The organism is Streptomyces spinosus (assembly GCF_020400655.1).
Taxonomy (GTDB): domain Bacteria; phylum Actinomycetota; class Actinomycetes; order Streptomycetales; family Streptomycetaceae; genus Streptomyces; species Streptomyces argyrophylli.
Map to the genome: position 1 here is coordinate 167303 of NZ_JAINRC010000013.1, position 13751 is coordinate 181053.

The 13751-nt window shown below is 70.9% G+C and carries 35 protein-coding genes; 30 read left to right on the forward strand and 5 right to left on the reverse strand.

Annotated features, from left to right (window positions below):
* Positions 1-46: 46 nt before the first annotated feature.
* Genes LG395_RS24990 through LG395_RS25000 form a run of 3 tightly spaced genes read left to right on the forward strand, consistent with a single transcriptional unit; the run spans position 47 to position 776 of the window.
* On the forward strand, positions 47-259 hold the full coding sequence (locus LG395_RS24990) for a helix-turn-helix domain-containing protein (RefSeq protein ID WP_225811278.1): 213 nt from the start codon (positions 47-49) through the stop codon (positions 257-259).
* Entirely contained in the window at positions 256-585 is a 330-nt protein-coding gene (locus LG395_RS24995; RefSeq protein WP_225811279.1) for a hypothetical protein, read from the forward strand. Before LG395_RS24990 ends, LG395_RS24995 begins: the two co-directional genes overlap by 4 nt.
* The gene (locus tag LG395_RS25000) at positions 585-776 is read left to right on the forward strand and encodes a hypothetical protein (protein ID WP_225811280.1); all 192 of its coding nucleotides are present in this window, start codon (positions 585-587) and stop codon (positions 774-776) included. Before LG395_RS24995 ends, LG395_RS25000 begins: the two co-directional genes overlap by 1 nt.
* Positions 777-838: 62 nt before the next feature.
* Here the strand turns inward: LG395_RS25000 and LG395_RS25005 are convergent, their stop codons facing one another.
* A complete protein-coding gene (locus LG395_RS25005; protein ID WP_225811281.1) occupies positions 839-1051 on the reverse strand; it encodes a type II toxin-antitoxin system prevent-host-death family antitoxin in 213 nt (70 codons plus the stop codon).
* Positions 1052-1272: 221 nt separating this feature from the next.
* Here LG395_RS25005 and LG395_RS25010 point away from each other — a divergent pair, with 221 nt between their 5' ends.
* From LG395_RS25010 to LG395_RS25105, 20 genes are all read left to right on the forward strand, one after another.
* Complete coding sequence (locus tag LG395_RS25010; protein ID WP_225811282.1) at positions 1273-2238, forward strand: helix-turn-helix domain-containing protein; 966 nt, start codon at positions 1273-1275, stop codon at positions 2236-2238.
* Positions 2235-2561 (forward strand): hypothetical protein, encoded by a 327-nt coding sequence (locus tag LG395_RS25015; protein ID WP_225811283.1) that lies wholly within the window; start codon positions 2235-2237, stop codon positions 2559-2561. Before LG395_RS25010 ends, LG395_RS25015 begins: the two co-directional genes overlap by 4 nt.
* The gene (locus LG395_RS25020) at positions 2558-3106 is read left to right on the forward strand and encodes a zinc finger domain-containing protein (RefSeq protein ID WP_225811284.1); all 549 of its coding nucleotides are present in this window, start codon (positions 2558-2560) and stop codon (positions 3104-3106) included. Before LG395_RS25015 ends, LG395_RS25020 begins: the two co-directional genes overlap by 4 nt.
* Entirely contained in the window at positions 3103-3492 is a 390-nt protein-coding gene (locus LG395_RS25025) for a hypothetical protein (protein ID WP_225811285.1), read from the forward strand. Before LG395_RS25020 ends, LG395_RS25025 begins: the two co-directional genes overlap by 4 nt.
* A complete protein-coding gene (locus tag LG395_RS25030) occupies positions 3489-3647 on the forward strand; it encodes a hypothetical protein (protein WP_225811286.1) in 159 nt (52 codons plus the stop codon). The genes LG395_RS25025 and LG395_RS25030 overlap by 4 nt, the downstream gene beginning before the upstream one ends.
* On the forward strand, positions 3644-3916 hold the full coding sequence (locus tag LG395_RS25035; RefSeq protein WP_225811287.1) for a hypothetical protein: 273 nt from the start codon (positions 3644-3646) through the stop codon (positions 3914-3916). Before LG395_RS25030 ends, LG395_RS25035 begins: the two co-directional genes overlap by 4 nt.
* A complete protein-coding gene (locus LG395_RS25040) occupies positions 3913-4221 on the forward strand; it encodes a zinc finger domain-containing protein (RefSeq protein WP_225811288.1) in 309 nt (102 codons plus the stop codon). Before LG395_RS25035 ends, LG395_RS25040 begins: the two co-directional genes overlap by 4 nt.
* A complete protein-coding gene (locus LG395_RS25045) occupies positions 4218-4490 on the forward strand; it encodes a hypothetical protein (RefSeq protein WP_225811289.1) in 273 nt (90 codons plus the stop codon). The genes LG395_RS25040 and LG395_RS25045 overlap by 4 nt, the downstream gene beginning before the upstream one ends.
* Positions 4487-4855 (forward strand): hypothetical protein, encoded by a 369-nt coding sequence (locus LG395_RS41475; protein ID WP_225811290.1) that lies wholly within the window; start codon positions 4487-4489, stop codon positions 4853-4855. The genes LG395_RS25045 and LG395_RS41475 overlap by 4 nt, the downstream gene beginning before the upstream one ends.
* Complete coding sequence (locus LG395_RS41480) at positions 4852-5118, forward strand: helix-turn-helix domain-containing protein (RefSeq protein WP_225811291.1); 267 nt, start codon at positions 4852-4854, stop codon at positions 5116-5118. Before LG395_RS41475 ends, LG395_RS41480 begins: the two co-directional genes overlap by 4 nt.
* Before the next feature lie 36 nt (positions 5119-5154).
* Entirely contained in the window at positions 5155-5502 is a 348-nt protein-coding gene (locus LG395_RS25060; protein WP_225811292.1) for a hypothetical protein, read from the forward strand.
* Positions 5503-5544: 42 nt separating this feature from the next.
* Positions 5545-5769 (forward strand): hypothetical protein, encoded by a 225-nt coding sequence (locus LG395_RS25065; protein WP_225811293.1) that lies wholly within the window; start codon positions 5545-5547, stop codon positions 5767-5769.
* A 37-nt stretch (positions 5770-5806) separates the two neighbouring features.
* Positions 5807-5995 carry a hypothetical protein gene (locus LG395_RS25070; RefSeq protein WP_225811294.1) on the forward strand — a complete coding sequence of 63 codons (189 nt, stop codon included), beginning with the start codon at positions 5807-5809 and terminating at the stop codon, positions 5993-5995.
* A 77-nt stretch (positions 5996-6072) separates the two neighbouring features.
* Complete coding sequence (locus tag LG395_RS25075) at positions 6073-6711, forward strand: hypothetical protein (protein WP_225811295.1); 639 nt, start codon at positions 6073-6075, stop codon at positions 6709-6711.
* A 159-nt stretch (positions 6712-6870) separates the two neighbouring features.
* Positions 6871-7119 carry a hypothetical protein gene (locus tag LG395_RS25080; protein WP_225811296.1) on the forward strand — a complete coding sequence of 83 codons (249 nt, stop codon included), beginning with the start codon at positions 6871-6873 and terminating at the stop codon, positions 7117-7119.
* A gap of 31 nt (positions 7120-7150) precedes the next feature.
* Positions 7151-7411, forward strand: a complete 261-nt coding sequence (locus LG395_RS25085; protein WP_225811297.1) for a hypothetical protein — start codon at positions 7151-7153, stop codon at positions 7409-7411.
* Positions 7408-7794 carry a hypothetical protein gene (locus LG395_RS25090; protein WP_225811298.1) on the forward strand — a complete coding sequence of 129 codons (387 nt, stop codon included), beginning with the start codon at positions 7408-7410 and terminating at the stop codon, positions 7792-7794. Before LG395_RS25085 ends, LG395_RS25090 begins: the two co-directional genes overlap by 4 nt.
* The gene (locus tag LG395_RS25095) at positions 7787-8341 is read left to right on the forward strand and encodes a DUF6221 family protein (protein ID WP_225811299.1); all 555 of its coding nucleotides are present in this window, start codon (positions 7787-7789) and stop codon (positions 8339-8341) included. Before LG395_RS25090 ends, LG395_RS25095 begins: the two co-directional genes overlap by 8 nt.
* On the forward strand, positions 8338-8538 hold the full coding sequence (locus LG395_RS25100; protein WP_225811300.1) for a hypothetical protein: 201 nt from the start codon (positions 8338-8340) through the stop codon (positions 8536-8538). The genes LG395_RS25095 and LG395_RS25100 overlap by 4 nt, the downstream gene beginning before the upstream one ends.
* A gap of 377 nt (positions 8539-8915) precedes the next feature.
* Entirely contained in the window at positions 8916-9266 is a 351-nt protein-coding gene (locus tag LG395_RS25105) for a hypothetical protein (RefSeq protein ID WP_225811301.1), read from the forward strand.
* Here the strand turns inward: LG395_RS25105 and LG395_RS25110 are convergent, their stop codons facing one another.
* The 4 genes from LG395_RS25110 to LG395_RS25125 all read right to left on the reverse strand — a co-directional run bounded on the left by LG395_RS25110 (position 9267) and on the right by LG395_RS25125 (position 11050).
* Positions 9267-9473 carry a hypothetical protein gene (locus tag LG395_RS25110; protein WP_225811302.1) on the reverse strand — a complete coding sequence of 69 codons (207 nt, stop codon included), beginning with the start codon at positions 9471-9473 and terminating at the stop codon, positions 9267-9269.
* A gap of 279 nt (positions 9474-9752) precedes the next feature.
* The gene (locus LG395_RS25115) at positions 9753-10166 is read right to left on the reverse strand and encodes a DUF6221 family protein (protein ID WP_225811303.1); all 414 of its coding nucleotides are present in this window, start codon (positions 10164-10166) and stop codon (positions 9753-9755) included.
* A 186-nt stretch (positions 10167-10352) separates the two neighbouring features.
* Positions 10353-10613: a hypothetical protein gene (locus LG395_RS25120; protein WP_225811304.1), complete on the reverse strand. Its 261-nt coding sequence runs from the start codon at positions 10611-10613 to the stop codon at positions 10353-10355.
* The gene (locus tag LG395_RS25125) at positions 10610-11050 is read right to left on the reverse strand and encodes a hypothetical protein (RefSeq protein ID WP_225811305.1); all 441 of its coding nucleotides are present in this window, start codon (positions 11048-11050) and stop codon (positions 10610-10612) included. Before LG395_RS25125 ends, LG395_RS25120 begins: the two co-directional genes overlap by 4 nt.
* A gap of 144 nt (positions 11051-11194) precedes the next feature.
* Between LG395_RS25125 and LG395_RS25130 the strand changes: the two genes are divergently transcribed.
* The 7 genes from LG395_RS25130 to LG395_RS25160 all read left to right on the forward strand — a co-directional run bounded on the left by LG395_RS25130 (position 11195) and on the right by LG395_RS25160 (position 13739).
* Positions 11195-11452 carry a hypothetical protein gene (locus LG395_RS25130; protein ID WP_225811306.1) on the forward strand — a complete coding sequence of 86 codons (258 nt, stop codon included), beginning with the start codon at positions 11195-11197 and terminating at the stop codon, positions 11450-11452.
* Complete coding sequence (locus LG395_RS25135; protein ID WP_225811307.1) at positions 11452-11646, forward strand: hypothetical protein; 195 nt, start codon at positions 11452-11454, stop codon at positions 11644-11646. Before LG395_RS25130 ends, LG395_RS25135 begins: the two co-directional genes overlap by 1 nt.
* Complete coding sequence (locus tag LG395_RS25140) at positions 11643-11804, forward strand: hypothetical protein (RefSeq protein WP_225811308.1); 162 nt, start codon at positions 11643-11645, stop codon at positions 11802-11804. Before LG395_RS25135 ends, LG395_RS25140 begins: the two co-directional genes overlap by 4 nt.
* 180 nt (positions 11805-11984) lie before the next feature.
* Positions 11985-12122 (forward strand): hypothetical protein, encoded by a 138-nt coding sequence (locus tag LG395_RS25145; RefSeq protein ID WP_225811309.1) that lies wholly within the window; start codon positions 11985-11987, stop codon positions 12120-12122.
* Between the two features lie 5 nt (positions 12123-12127).
* Entirely contained in the window at positions 12128-12346 is a 219-nt protein-coding gene (locus LG395_RS25150; RefSeq protein WP_225811310.1) for a hypothetical protein, read from the forward strand.
* A gap of 83 nt (positions 12347-12429) precedes the next feature.
* On the forward strand, positions 12430-12645 hold the full coding sequence (locus LG395_RS25155) for a hypothetical protein (RefSeq protein ID WP_225811311.1): 216 nt from the start codon (positions 12430-12432) through the stop codon (positions 12643-12645).
* A 161-nt stretch (positions 12646-12806) separates the two neighbouring features.
* Entirely contained in the window at positions 12807-13739 is a 933-nt protein-coding gene (locus tag LG395_RS25160) for a hypothetical protein (RefSeq protein WP_225811312.1), read from the forward strand.
* Positions 13740-13751: the final 12 nt, after the last annotated feature.

A 13751-nucleotide genomic window follows, 5' to 3' on the forward strand; every position in this document is an offset into this window, starting at 1 on the left:
CCCCGCCCGCCTACCAGCCCCACCCACAGCAGGAGGAGGACCCCCGATGACCGGCCGTCCCATCACCGGCCCCGCCCGGATACGCGTCCGCGAGCAGGCCGCCCGCCTGTACATCGCCGGTAGCCCGATCACCTCGGTCGCCCAGCAGATCGGCTACTCCTACGGCACCACCCGGACCCTCCTCATCGAGGCCGGCGTCCGGATCCGGGCGCGCGGCGGTGTCCGGGTGAGCAGCTTCCGGCGCGGTGGTGCGCAATGACCGCCTCGGTACAGCCGACCCTCGACGGCACGCTTCCCGCGCCCGGCGAGCTGAGCTACGCGGAGTGGGTCGACCGCGTCCGGCCTGCGTTCGTCGCCGCGGCCCGCAGCGGCCGGCTCTTCACCAGCTATGAGGTCGCGAAGGACAACGACCTTCCCGAACCGCCAAACCCGAAGGCCGACTGGGGAAACCTCGTCCTCTCCCTGGTCCGCGACCGGCTGATCGAGCACGTCACGTTCGACCGCAGCAGCCGGCCGACCGGTGAGCGTTCGGCGGTGGGGGTCTGGCGCGGCACCCGCGCCGCGCAGGCAGGACGGGTCGCCTGATGGCCGCCCGCTCCTGGCGCCCCAACGGGCCGGGCAGCTTCCAGGCCCCGGCCGATGTCCGCGCGGTCACCGACCGGACCGGCCGCCGCTGGTCCAAGCACGGCGCCCGCTGGACCGCGACCGGCTCCCACTTCATCCGCTGGCGGGCTCTCGTCGCCGACCACGGACCGGTCACCGAAGCAGACGCCTGACGCACACAGCACAGCCCCGCACCACACGGTGCGGGGCCCGGAGAGAGGGGAGGGGAACGGTGTCAGGACTCGGCCGGCGTGACGAGCACGCGTTGCTCGCCCAGTGCCGCCAGCGCGCGCTCGTAGAAGTCCATGCCGACCAGGACGGCCACGCGCTTGCCACGGCTGGTCAGCACGGTGGTCTCGTCGAAGTAGCGGGCGCGCTCGATGGCGTCGGCCATCGAGTTGCGGAACTCCGCGATCTTCTCCTGGTGCTCCTTCTTGGGCGCGGTCATGGCGTGAGTGTACCTCACCGTCCTCATGTACATAAGCGCGATGAGCGCTATGATGGGAACGTAACGACGAACCTCCAGACCAAATGCCGACCCGGAATCGCACGCCCAATTCACCTCCGCATTTGAAATGCCGCCACGACACCGAGGACCAAATGGCCGCCACCAAATACCCCTGAGCAGCCACCTGCCTGCCCTGACCAGCACAGATGAGAGAAGGACCGTTGAGCCTCGAAGCCACCGTGTGGGCGCTGAAGTACGCGCCGCCCATGCCTCCGCAGCTGCTCGGCACCCTGTTCGGCCTCGCCGACCACGCCGACAAGCAGGGCCGCGGTGCCTACCCGTCCGTGCGCACGCTCGCCGCGTACGCATGCAAGGCGGAACGGTCCGTGCAGCGCGACCTGAAGGAGCTGCTCAAGCTCGAACTCATCCGTCCCGGCGACCCGGCCGTGGCCGCCCACATCCCGGCGGAGCGCCGGCCCGCGGTCTACGACCTGGCGATGGAGAAGACCGTTCCGGGTGGTCGCGCGGGCGACGATGAGGTGACGCGGACGTCACGGGTGACGCTGACGTCATCCCGTGCGAGAGGCGGACGTAAGACCGCAGCTCAGAGCAAGGCAGGGGTGACGCCCGCGTCAGGGGGTGACGCCCACGTCACCGGTGACACCGACGTCACCTCCGGGGTGACGCCCACGTCCGAGTGGGGTGACGCCCACGTCGCGACCGGGGTGACGCCCACGTCACCCAAACCGTCCTTTGAACCACCCACTAACCGTCCTCTGAACCAGTGGGGGGCTGAGGACTACCGCAACCACCCACCGCGCGCGGCTGAGGACCAGGGCCCCACCCCGATCGAGGTCGACGGCTTCCAACTCACCGACTCCATGCGCCGCTGGGCCCACGCCACCTACCCCGGGCTGGACGTCGACCACTCCACAGCCCAGTTCGTCTCCCACTACCGCTCCACCGGCGCCCGCCGCAAGAGCTGGCCCGACGCCTGGCAGAAGTGGATCCGCGACGACGCCAAGCGCGCAGCCGAACGCCGGCCCACCCTTCCCGGCGGAAACGTCATCGCCCTTCCCGGCCAGCCCCCGCTCCGCCGCTCCACCACCGACGAGCGCGTCGCCCAAGGCCTCGCCCTCGCCGAACACTTCCGCCGCCTCGAAGAACAACAAGGAGACACCGCATGACCACCGCCCCCGTCGAAGCCCGCTGTGACGGCTGCAAGCAGACCCGGCCGCTGTTCCTCTACGAGCCCGACTGCGGGCTGCACCTGGGCGCCGGGGCCTTCACCTGCCCCTGGTGCTCCATCGAGAAGCAGCCCCTGCTGTGCACGCCGTGCTGGTCGGCCCGCAAGGAGCGCGAGGAGAACGACCCCCGGCTTCTGGAGGAGCAGGCCGTCATGGAGAAGATCTGCGCCACCAACGCCCGCATCGCCGCCCGGCAGGAAGCCGACAAGGCCGCCTGCGACGGGATCGCCGCCGCGACCGAGCGAGCGGAGAGCGACCGATGACGCCCGCGGAAACGGCCGCGCTCCTGTCCTTCGCTGCCGCGTTCGACCGCCGCACTATCGGCGAAGCCGACGTCCTCGCCTGGCAAACCGTGCTGGCCGACATCGGCTTCGAGCCCGCGAAGGCCGCCGTCACCGCGCACTACGCGGTAGAGACCCGGTGGATCATGCCCGCCGACATCCGCCAGCACGTCATCAAGCAGCGCGCCGACACCGCCGCCGACATCCAAGGCCCCGGCCTCCCACCCGAAATCCCCGACGCCGACCCCGACGACGTCCCCGCCTACCTCGCCGCCGTCCGACAGCAGCGCCACCGCGCCGCCGAAGGACTCAAGCCCAGACCGGTGAAGGAGCTGCTGGCCGGCGTCGGCCGCGACATCCCGAAGGAAGTCACCGCCGTCCGCCGCCCCGGCCCCCTCGGCGTCACCTGCCCCACCTGCCACGCGGGTGTCGGCCGCCCCTGCCGCACCGGCAACGGCCGCGAACGCGCACCACACGAGAACCGCGAAACCGCCGCCCTCCAGCACCGCACCGAGGAGACCGCATGAACGCCCGCAAGCGACTGACACTCATGATCCGCAGAGACCGCGGCAGCATGACGGTCTGGTCGCAGCCCGAAGTAACCGATGCCCTGGACGCCTACCGCACCGAAGTCCTCCGAGCCGCCGCCGACCGACTGCGCGCCATCCCCATCCAGTGCACCGCCCTCACCGGCCCCGTCTGGTACGGCACCGGATGGCGCGAGGCGATCACCCAGCTCGAAGAAATCGCCGACTACCAGAAGCCCGACGACCAGGAGTACCCCGGCGAACTGGAAATGCTGCGCGGCCTCCTCCTCAACCTGCGCCCGGCCGTCCGGCAGGGCGACATCGACCGGGTCCAGCAGCTCATCGCCAGCCACGACGCCCGCGCCGCCGAGGAGGCCGCCCGATGAACGCCAACCCGTCCGGCTGCCGCTGGTGCGGTATCGAACAGCGCGAGCACGCCCGCAGATGGAAGCCGCCCGTCGGCTGGCACACGTGGGAGCAGCCCACCCAAGCCCAGATCAAGCAGCGCATGCAGGACCGCCGCGCGAGGAGGACCCGATGACCATCGCTACCCACACCTGCGTCACCGTCGCCTGCGACGTCTGCGGATACGCCTACGACGAGGACGAGTACACCGCCCACTTCAGCGACCTGACCGAGGCCCGCAAGGCGCTTGCTGGCACCGGCTGGACCATCACCGCCGACCGCAAGGTCTACTGCGCCACGCAGGACACAGAGCACCAGACCGCCCTCGACGCCCTCATGCCGCCCGAGCCCACCGTCCAGATCCCCGGCCAGCTCGACCTCGACGGGACGGAGGCCACCCGATGACCCGCAAGCCCGGCGCCCCCATGCCCCAGACCCTCCGCGCCCTCATCCACAGCACCGCCACACACCCCGCACGAGCGGTCCTGTGCCCCCACTGCCGCGCCCTCCCCGGCAAACCCTGCACCCTCCGCACCACCGGCCGACTCCTCCCCGAACCCCACCCCAAGCGCGTCTCCGCCTGGGCCCAGCAGACCGCCGTCTGCCCCGAATGCCAGACCGCACCCGGCACCCCCTGCCACAAGAACGGCATCCCCCTCCGCTACGTCCACGACCGCCGCACCACCGAAGCACGGGAGACCGCAGCATGAACGCCACGCCCACCCCCGTCGAAGGCCAGTGCGAGCGCTGCAAGCAGCCCCGCCCCCTCTTCACCTACGTCACCGAACACGACTGCATCGACGTCGCCGGACTCATGCGACTCCCCGAAGCCCTGGAGTGGATCGAGCAGATCGAAGACACCGACGACCGCTGGTGCTCCCGCCGCCTCCACCACAAGCCCCAGGCCAAGCTCTGCATCCGCTGCCACGACAAGGAGCGCGAGGACGAGGAGCAGTACATCAAGGAGCACCAGCTGTGAGCCCGATCCGGCCGGAGAACCGCGACCGGTACCCGAGCGACTGGAAGGCGATCAGCCTCCGCATCCGCACCGTCCGCGCCGCGGGCCGCTGCGAATGCACCGGCGAATGCGGACGCGGCACCCACACCGGCCGCTGCCCCAACCGCAACGGGCAGCCCGCCTACGGCACCGGCAGCCGCGTCGTCCTCACCGTCGCCCACCTCAACCACACGCCCGAGGACTGCCGCGACGAAAACCTCCGCGCCATGTGCCAGGGCTGCCACCTCCACTACGACCGCGACCACCACCGCGAAACCGCAGCAGCCACCCGCCGCGCCGCCATCCAAGCCACCGGACAACTCGCCATCGAGGAGGCCCAGCCGTGAAGATCCGCGCCGACATCGCCCAACTCATACGCGCCGGCCACACCAACGCCAGCATCGCCCGCCGACTCCACTGCGCCCCCTCCACCGTCGCCCGCGCCCGCCAAGCACTCCGCATGCCACCCGCCGACGCCCTCCACCGGCTCTACAACGAAGCCATCCCCACCGGCCGCGTCAAAACCCCCACCGGCCCCCTGCCCCTCAGCCCCGCCCAACAGGCCGCCAACCGCGAACGCCTCATGAACGCACTCCGCAACGCCGCCTGACCTGCCCCCACCACCCACCACACCACGGAGACACCGATGAGCTACCCGACCCTCTTCACCACCCCCGGCGTGAAGGCCTTCGCCGAGGAGATCGACGCCGAGCGCCAGCGACAGCTCACCAAGTGGGGCGAGCAGTCCTACCCGAACGGCACCGGCCGCCCCGGCGACACCGAGACCGCCGACCGGCTCCGCGCGGTCTGCAAGGCCAACAGCCGGGACGAGGACAACTGGCGGGACATCCTCGCCGAGGAGATCGCCGAAGCGTTCGCCGAGACCGACCCGGCCGCCCTGCGCACGGAGCTGATCCAGTGCGCCGCAGTCATCCAGGCCTGGCTGTGGGACCTCGACCACCAGCCCGCCGTCCTGCCGTCGTCCGGCGCCTGACCAGCACACCAACACACCGACACACCTGAGGAGACCCGCACCGTGACCCAGATGCAGCGCCTGACCCCCGAGAGGCTCGGCGACATTCTCGAAAACGAGCCGAAGGCCGTCGCCCTCTTCGACGACGACATGCGCGTCATCGGCGTCGAGCTGCCCCTGCCCGACGGCATGACCTACGCCGACGGGAGCAGCACGAAGTCCGCAATGTACGGCGACCGGGTCGGCCAGGACCGGCACGGCTACTGGCTCGTCGTCCCCTCCGCGTGAGCCGGCCCCGCACGACGACGGCCCCGAGAGGAGCACCGTGAGCGCCGACGCCTACCTGATCATCATCTGCGAGCACCCCGACTGCGAGTTCCCCGAAGGGCACTGGTCGGTCCGGTTCGAGCCCCACACCCACACCGAGTTGCGGCGCCTGCTGAAGGAGCACCGCGGCTGGACCCGGAAGCGGCGTGACGGCCGGCTCGTCGACCTCTGCCCCGAGCACGCATGACCCGCACGACGACGGCGCCCGCTGGAGCTAGCAGCGGGCGCCGCCTGTCCCGACCTTCTCACACCCCTGGAGCCCCGATGAACCAGCCCGACCTGAAGGCCGCCGACGTGCTCGTCGCCGAGGCCCGCCGCGCCGTGCACGAGTCCCTGACCCTGTTCTCCGCGTGGGAGGCGGATCGGGTGCGCTCGCTGATCGCCGACCTGGAGACCGCCGTCGAGGCCCGGACCGCGATGCGCTTCACCGAGCCTGTGCCGCAGCCCGTGGTCACCGTGCACGCCGCCCCCGACTTGAGCCCGGCTGCCTCGGAGGCGCTGGAGGCCCTGGTGGACGTCGCCCGTAGCCAGATCGTCTGCGAGTTCGAGCACCCGCATCCGGAGCACCCGTGCGGCCAGCGGATCACGGAGCCCGCGGCGCAGTCACCCGCCGACCCGACCGCGGTGCGCGCCGAGACGCTGCGGGAAGCCATCGACATGGCCGAGACGCTGGCCGCGAACATGCTTGACGTGAACGCCGACCGAGGTAACGGCGCCTACGACGTCGTCGACCTGCTGCGTCGGCTGGCTGGCGAGCAGCACACGAACAGCGAGGCGCCGTGCACGCTCGCGGCCGCGCACGAGCCGCACGAGTGGCTGCCGTTCCCCGGCTCCGGACTCGTCCACAAGGGCGTCGTCCGCTGCTCCGGTCGCGGCCGCGACACCGCCCCGCCGTCCGCCTGACCGTCAGCCTGCCGGGGGTCGTGCCCGTCCACGACCCCACGGCGGGCCGCTACGGGGCCTCACACGGCCTCACAGCACACGCGGGCAGTCCCGGAGGGTCCAACCCCTCACAGAGCCCCACAGACCCCGCCACGCCAATCCAGCACCGAGGAGAACCCCATGACCCACACCCGAACCCACGTCTACGTCACCTTCGCCAACCCCTACCTCGTCTGCGACCTCTGCCACCAGCCCGCGCCCCGCTGGCACAACAACACCGCGTGCGGCTGCGACGAGGAGTGCTGGCTCGACCCCTGCGACCACAACGCCGAAGCCGTCAGCGTCTGCCCGTCCTGGTCCCCGGTCGACGGCTGCCAGTGCCGCCAGCACCTCGGCCGCGTCAACCACACACCCGCCACCCAGCCGTAGCCCGCACCCCGCCCACCACCAGGAGCAGCACATGATCCAGCCCGGCCAGATCTACCGCAGCCTCGATCCGCGCGACGAGCTGTACGGCGAGGGCCCCCGCCGCATCAAGGTCGTTGGCAAGCCGATGACGATCCCCGGCGTCTGGGGCTTCGGCAAGGTCCAGATCGCCACGCTCCGGGAGGACGGCACCGAAACCCGCCGCCGCCGCATCAGCATCGACCAACTCCACGACAGCCCCACCACCCGCGACGGGCAGCCCCGCCGCACCGGATACGCCCTGGAGCAGCCGTGACCGACCGCCGGACCGCGTCCACGATCACCGACACCGAACTCGACCAGCTCTACGCGGAGCTCGCCGCGCTCCGTGCCGTGGCCCGCGGCTACTGCCCCCACTGCGGACGCGGTGATGCGGCGCCCACCGTTGAGGACTGGGAGCAGCAGAAGCAGCGCGCCGACCACCTCACCACCGAGATCACCGCCCTCCGCGACGACCTCTACGGCGTCACCGGCGCCCGCTGGATCGCCGACATGCTCGACACCATCCTCAACCAGCCCGCCCCGGCAGCGACCGAAGCGACCGACAACTACGAGCAGACCACCGGTCACGAGATCACCTGTGCCGCAGGCTTCGCCGATGTCTGCACCTGCGACCCGAAGGAGCAGCCCGGTGCCTGACCTGCACGGCTGGATCACCCAGCAGATCACCCACCTCGAAGCCCTCTGCCGCAGCGCCGACAAGGAACACGGCCGCGACTGGGTCACCACCTGGGAAGCGCGCACCGACGACTTCGAACTCCTCGACAGCAGCGGCACGCTCGTCGCCCGCAGCCTCTTGCCCGGCGCGGCCGGCCTCCTCGCCATGCACGACCCGGCCAGCGTCCTCCGCCGCTGCGAAGCCGACCGACGCATCCTCGCCCGCCACCAGATCGACCCCGACGTCCACTACACGCCCGCCTGCAAGGGCTGCGGCACCTACGGCGACATGGAACTCCCCGAGACCGACAACCTCAACGACTGCCCCGAACTCCTCGACCTCGCCTACGCGCACGGCCTCACCCCGGAGATCCTCGCCAGCCTCGACCAGCCCGTCCCGCCGCCGGCACCGCCGCGCCCGGAACCGTCCGCCGTCAACCTGTCCGCGTACATGCGGCTGTGGACCGCCCGCCCGACAAGCAGCGTCCCGCCCGCACTCCGCGGCCCCAACTGGAAGGCACGCCCGTGAGCGACGACCACTACGAGATGCCCGTCCGGATCACAGGCGAGCTTCGGCCGCCATTCGTCATCGCGATGGAGACGGCGATGGAGATGTGTAAGGAGGCAGGCTGGACAGTAGAAACTGTGATCATCCACAAGTTCACCCCCAAGGGACTCTGCATGTGGAAGCTCGACGGTAAGAGTGGTGAAGACTCTCCGGCTTGACGGCCGTGGCATCCTGAGCGTGCGCGCCAACAACGTGGGCGGCGGATCTCATCGAGGGTCGGCCCACCGAGACGCGCACCGTCTGCCGGGACCAAGGCCGGAACCAGGGAACTGGATCCCTCCACCCACCGAGGTGGTTGTGGCCCCCGTGAGACAGCTCAGCGCCCCGCCCACTCGGCGGGGCGCTCGCGCGTTCCGGACATACCGCGGCCCGCTGCCGGTGGAAGGCAGCGGGCCGCAGCGCCTCGAAGGGCGCCCCCTTCGCGGGACCCTCGACGCTACGCCCAGCGCGGCCAGAACGGTAGATGTACGCACCCTTGACCCCCGCGATCACCCGACGCAGGCTGAACCCTCACGCCACCAGAGGGGAACCAGCCATGGCCGAAAGCGACAGGTACCGAGTCATCCACGGCGAAGAGGACGACGGCACCTCCTACACGGTCACCGTCCCGCACACCCCGTGGAACGACCAGCTCAGCAACGAACAGATCGTCACCAGCATCAACGAGTGGATGGCCGACGGGCCGCAGCCCACCCGCGAACGCTGGCCCATGCCCCAGCCGTTCAGCCAATGGATCGACAACACCGAACCCGGCCCGTCCGAACCCTGCCCCGACTGCGGCTGCTGGAGCCTCCGCCTCGCCGCCCCACCCGACCAGCCGGCCGCCGAGAAACGCGTGGTCTGCACGATGGTCCGGTGCGTGGCGTCCCCGCTCTACCGCGACTGATCAGTGCTGCCAGACGAGTGGCCCGCCGCCCCGCCACTCGATCCAGTCCGCGCGGACCACGTCCGTGTCGTCCACGCCCTCCAGACCGGCACGCCGCAGGAACTCCACGACGTCGCCGAGCCCGAACGCCCGGCCTGCGATCTCGCCGTCGATGCGGACACGCCGGCCACCGTCCTCGTCAGGCGGGTACACGATCACGGTCGGCATACCGCCCAGCCTCCACCAGCGTGCCGCCACCCGCACGCCGGGTACGGCCGGACGAGGGTCGCTTGACACCGGTGTGATGCTGGGAGTGCTGCCGGGCGGACCAGCTGCTCGCGCCTGGGAGTGCTACCCGACGGCGCGTGGAACCCGCCGCACGACGAAGCCCCGCCGAGTGAGTCGGCGGGGCTTCTGTATGCGGGGTTGACCACGAGGTGTCGGCGTAGCCCCATCCGGTGTCGCTCATGATCCCTCCCCTCCGGTCGGTGCTGGACCAGTATGCGGTCACGGCCGCCACTCCTGGCGGTAGTCCGGATGGTCGGCGTAGGGAAGCGCGAGCAGGCGCAGCGTCGGGCACTCGCCGTCGTTCCGGCAGATCGGGCAATACGTGATGGTGTCTGTCTTGCCCTCGAACTCGCTCGTCTCCGAGACGGTGTGCTGCTCGATGATCTGCCGCTTGGCGTCGATCTCGCGCAGCACCCGCGCCGGGTCGTGCCGGGCGATGTGCACGCCGACTCCCGGCTCCATAAAGTCCTGCGATCCGACCGCGACCATGGTGCGCTCGCGGACCGTCTCCACGTACTGGCGGTCGTACTGCCAGTCGGCGCCCGAGGGCCCGTCCAACTCGGCGATGGCCGCGCGCGCCGTCTGCTCATCCTCAGTCAGCCGGGCCCGCAGGAACTCCACCAGCTCATCCATCGCGCTCAGGGCCTCCTCAAGATGTCGTACATGCCGTGCTCCCGGCAGCTGCGCGTGTCGTCCAGGTCCCCGCGCGTCAGCGTGCAACCGTCGTGAGCGCTGATCTGCGGGCAGACTCCGCAGACCGTTTCGCAGCACTCCTCGTCCGGCGTACAGTCCGCGCACCGGTCACCGGCGCAGTACGGCTCATCCATCCGACGCCTCCCGTGCGAGCTGTTCACGCCACTCCTCCGGCACCTCGCGGAACCGCACGGCGGGACTGTCGTCTCGGTCGGTCAGACCGTCACTCATCCAGTCCGTGGCGATAGAGCGCAGCTCGGAGTCCTGGTAGTAGTTGTGGTCGTACTCGTCCCGGGGCTCGGCCTCCCGGTCGGCGAAGGTCACCTCCGCGATCACGTAGAAGCGGCGCACGGGCTCACCATCGATCCGCAATCGGTCGATCTTCATTCGCCTGCCTCCTCCAGCGGCCCGTACCCGGCCGACTCCAGCTCGTGCTGCAAGTCGCCGACGTCCCCGCCGAGCCCGTCGTTCGCGTCCTCGATCCACTTCCACACGATCCGCAGGATCGCGCGCGCGTCACTCCCGTTCAGGGGCTGCGTCCCCATCTGGCCTTCAATCACTGCCGGTTCTCCCTGCTTCTTCTTCGTGGCGAGGTCGGTCCGCTTGCCCTGCCTGATCCCGGCCTGCCGTCGCTCCCAGTACGCGTCAAACCATGCGACGTCGTACTCGGGGCGCGTGCTTCCTGGCCGGTAGGTGGGCTCTGGCCACCCCTCGGCCGGGTTGGCGGCGAGCCGGTGGAGCAGCGTGCGGCTGCGGCCTACCCGCTCGGCAAGCCGGGGGATGGTCATCCTCTCCGGCTCCTGCCTGTCGGGGGATGGGGTCATGGGGACATCCTCTCGAAGAAGAGTGGACATTGTCCACACTTCTCGCTACGGTCGAACGGCACCAACAGAACGGCCCCGACCGGGCTCTCACACACCGGTCGGGGCCAGCCACCTCGACCTGCCGTGAACAGGAGAGACGACCGCATGCAGGGTACCCACGCGCAACCCCAACCGCCCACCCCCACACCGTGGCCGGAGGGCACGATCGCGCGCTATCTCACCGTCGTCGGCGCGTACGTCGACATCACCGGCGAGGTCAGCGAAGCCGACGGCATCTGCCACGGCTGTGAGACCACACCGGTTCAGAGCGGCTACATCTCCAGCCACATCGACGTAGTCCGCGTCTGGGCCCAAGGCCACGCCGAGACCTGCCGCGCCCTGCCCCGCCCGGAGGTGTCGTGATGGGATCCGCAGACCAGTGGCCCGACCTCACCAGCAAGACCTGGGCGAACAAGACCGCGCCCGAGATGACCGACGACGAGGTCGCCGACGCCCGCGCCACCTTCGAAGCCGTCGGCCGCAACAACTACGAAGGCGAGTGGCTCCGCCGCCACGGCCTCCCCGAGAACTACGGCGACCCGGAGGCGGCGCGATGACCGCCCAGCAGCCCGAGCAGCAGCCCGAGCCGGACCGCACCCCCCGCGCCAACGCGATCCTCGCCGAGCCCGCCACCGTCGACGCCTGCAACCGCGAATACGCCGAAGCCGCCGACGTCCGCCAAACCCTCGCCGCACAGGAAGCCAGGCAACGGTGACAACCCCCGAGCCCCAGCCGGAACCCGACGAGGACTGGGACGGCCTCGACTGCCGGCAGATCTGGGAGCCCGGCGACTGGGACCAGCAGCAGTAACCACCCGCAGACCGCCGGGCTGGTGGCCGACCGGTCCCCTCCCGTCCCACCAGCCCGGCCCAACACCCGCGAAAGGGAACCCCGCATGAGCTTCGCCGACCGCCTCTTCAAGGCAGGCCAGGACGTCTACCAGCGCATCGAGAACGGCACCGTCACCGACGTCGAGGCCGAGCTGATGGACGCCCACCTCAACGCCAGCACCGACACCGACGAGGAGAACTGATCCACATGAGCCGCACCGCCGACGACTACGAGCAGAAGCACAGCGCCTGGCGCCAAGCCGCACGCGACCTGGCCGCCGCCCGCCGCAAGGACCGGCACAGCGTCGACCCCGCCGTGAACCGGGCCCGCGCCGCCGAGCAGGCCGGCGTGAGGGCGGAGATCAAGCAGGCCGAGGAGAAGGAGAAGGCCGCACGGAAGGCCCTGAACTTCCCCTGGGAGCGCTGACCGGTAGCCCTCGGCGCCCGTCCCGCACGGGCGCCCTGGAGATCCGACCAGCCATCCCACCCGACCAGCCCGGGAGACCCCCGATGCCGAAGCTGCCCCGCTGCGCCTGGCTCCTCATCGGCGCCATCACCCTCCTCCTCCACCACACCATCGGCACCGCCGCCACCATCAACTTCCTGTTCGCCGCACTCGGCTGGGCCCTCTCCACGCCAGCCGTCCTCGTCGCCGTCGCCAGCCTCGCGGCCTGGCACCTCCTCAACGCCCACACCCCCCGCCGCCGCACCGCCCGCGCCCACTAACCGCCATGTGCGTCTGCGGAGCCCTCCCCGACCGCCCGGCATGCGGCACCTGCGCCGTACCCCCCGACCTCCCCGACCCACCCACCGAACCCGACACCCCTCCCCGGCCGCCACTCGACTACGGCGACGACGAACCCTTCTGACCCCTGGAGGCAACCCCCATGGCCCGCCCGTTCCGCCGCGCCACCCGCACCGTGACCGAGGTGGTCCACGGCGTCCCCGTCGACTACGACATCCCCGACACCACCCCCGCCCCGCCCCGCCTCCCGTTCAACCTCGACGCCACCCTCCGCCGCCTCCTCTTCACCTTCGCCATCTGCATGACCGCCGGCGCCATCGTGTGGGGCACCGTCGCCATCGGCGGCATGCTCGGCCTCCTCGCCCCCGCGTGGGCGGCGTACCTCGTCGCCGGCGTGTTCGACGCCGGATGGGCCGCCTGCCTGATCGCCGAGTGGCTGCTCCGCTACGACAGCCGGCGCGCCGCCGTACCGCGAAGGGCAGGCGTGGCGATGCTCGCCGTGTCCATGGCCGCGATCATCATCCACGGCTCACTCGCCGGATCGTGGGGATGGGCCGTCGGCATCATCGGTGCCCTCGTCTCAGCCGCGTCCAAGGGCGTGTGGGCGATCGGCATGCACACCATCCGGATCAAGCTCGACCCCAAGTACGAGGCCTACCTCCGCACGCTCCAGCAGCAGGCCGGCACCGAGCAGGCCCTCGCGCTCGGCGAGCGGGACCGCATGCTCACCGAGGCCCGCACCGTCGCCCTGCGCCTCGCCCTCGAAGCGCGCCGGCCCGCGCCCGAACCGACCGTGGACCAGATCACGGACCACACCGAGTCCACCCCGGTCCACGCCCCTGACCAGCCGGTGAACCAGGTGGACCCGGCCCCCGAGCCGGTCATGGTCCAGGCCGCGGGCCGCGCCACGGACCGGCCGGTCCAGCCCGAGGACCAGGTGGACCTCCTCGTCTCCCTGCTCCGCAAGGGCGAGCACATCACCAAGAGCCGCGCCGCGGAGATCCTCGGCGTGCCCGAGTCGACCGCGTACCGGCGCCTGACGAAGGCGACCAGCGTCGTCAACCAGTACAACTGACCGCCGCCCGGC

Bases quoted from the DNA above. Each gene is read 5' to 3' on its own strand.
- LG395_RS24990 (WP_225811278.1), top strand. From the start codon at position 47: ATGACCGGCCGTCCCATCACCGGCCCCGCCCGGATACGCGTCCGCGAG.
- LG395_RS24995 (WP_225811279.1), top strand. From the start codon at position 256: ATGACCGCCTCGGTACAGCCGACCCTCGACGGCACGCTTCCCGCGCCC.
- LG395_RS25000 (WP_225811280.1), top strand. From the start codon at position 585: ATGGCCGCCCGCTCCTGGCGCCCCAACGGGCCGGGCAGCTTCCAGGCC.
- LG395_RS25005 (WP_225811281.1), bottom strand. From the start codon at position 1,051: ATGACCGCGCCCAAGAAGGAGCACCAGGAGAAGATCGCGGAGTTCCGC.
- LG395_RS25015 (WP_225811283.1), top strand. From the start codon at position 2,235: ATGACCACCGCCCCCGTCGAAGCCCGCTGTGACGGCTGCAAGCAGACC.
- LG395_RS25020 (WP_225811284.1), top strand. From the start codon at position 2,558: ATGACGCCCGCGGAAACGGCCGCGCTCCTGTCCTTCGCTGCCGCGTTC.
- LG395_RS25025 (WP_225811285.1), top strand. From the start codon at position 3,103: ATGAACGCCCGCAAGCGACTGACACTCATGATCCGCAGAGACCGCGGC.
- LG395_RS25030 (WP_225811286.1), top strand. From the start codon at position 3,489: ATGAACGCCAACCCGTCCGGCTGCCGCTGGTGCGGTATCGAACAGCGC.
- LG395_RS25035 (WP_225811287.1), top strand. From the start codon at position 3,644: ATGACCATCGCTACCCACACCTGCGTCACCGTCGCCTGCGACGTCTGC.
- LG395_RS25040 (WP_225811288.1), top strand. From the start codon at position 3,913: ATGACCCGCAAGCCCGGCGCCCCCATGCCCCAGACCCTCCGCGCCCTC.
- LG395_RS25045 (WP_225811289.1), top strand. From the start codon at position 4,218: ATGAACGCCACGCCCACCCCCGTCGAAGGCCAGTGCGAGCGCTGCAAG.
- LG395_RS25060 (WP_225811292.1), top strand. From the start codon at position 5,155: ATGAGCTACCCGACCCTCTTCACCACCCCCGGCGTGAAGGCCTTCGCC.
- LG395_RS25075 (WP_225811295.1), top strand. From the start codon at position 6,073: ATGAACCAGCCCGACCTGAAGGCCGCCGACGTGCTCGTCGCCGAGGCC.
- LG395_RS25080 (WP_225811296.1), top strand. From the start codon at position 6,871: ATGACCCACACCCGAACCCACGTCTACGTCACCTTCGCCAACCCCTAC.
- LG395_RS25085 (WP_225811297.1), top strand. From the start codon at position 7,151: ATGATCCAGCCCGGCCAGATCTACCGCAGCCTCGATCCGCGCGACGAG.
- LG395_RS25105 (WP_225811301.1), top strand. From the start codon at position 8,916: ATGGCCGAAAGCGACAGGTACCGAGTCATCCACGGCGAAGAGGACGAC.
- LG395_RS25110 (WP_225811302.1), bottom strand. From the start codon at position 9,473: ATGCCGACCGTGATCGTGTACCCGCCTGACGAGGACGGTGGCCGGCGT.
- LG395_RS25115 (WP_225811303.1), bottom strand. From the start codon at position 10,166: ATGGATGAGCTGGTGGAGTTCCTGCGGGCCCGGCTGACTGAGGATGAG.
- LG395_RS25120 (WP_225811304.1), bottom strand. From the start codon at position 10,613: ATGAAGATCGACCGATTGCGGATCGATGGTGAGCCCGTGCGCCGCTTC.
- LG395_RS25125 (WP_225811305.1), bottom strand. From the start codon at position 11,050: ATGACCCCATCCCCCGACAGGCAGGAGCCGGAGAGGATGACCATCCCC.
- LG395_RS25130 (WP_225811306.1), top strand. From the start codon at position 11,195: ATGCAGGGTACCCACGCGCAACCCCAACCGCCCACCCCCACACCGTGG.
- LG395_RS25135 (WP_225811307.1), top strand. From the start codon at position 11,452: ATGGGATCCGCAGACCAGTGGCCCGACCTCACCAGCAAGACCTGGGCG.
- LG395_RS25140 (WP_225811308.1), top strand. From the start codon at position 11,643: ATGACCGCCCAGCAGCCCGAGCAGCAGCCCGAGCCGGACCGCACCCCC.
- LG395_RS25145 (WP_225811309.1), top strand. From the start codon at position 11,985: ATGAGCTTCGCCGACCGCCTCTTCAAGGCAGGCCAGGACGTCTACCAG.
- LG395_RS25150 (WP_225811310.1), top strand. From the start codon at position 12,128: ATGAGCCGCACCGCCGACGACTACGAGCAGAAGCACAGCGCCTGGCGC.
- LG395_RS25155 (WP_225811311.1), top strand. From the start codon at position 12,430: ATGCCGAAGCTGCCCCGCTGCGCCTGGCTCCTCATCGGCGCCATCACC.
- LG395_RS25160 (WP_225811312.1), top strand. From the start codon at position 12,807: ATGGCCCGCCCGTTCCGCCGCGCCACCCGCACCGTGACCGAGGTGGTC.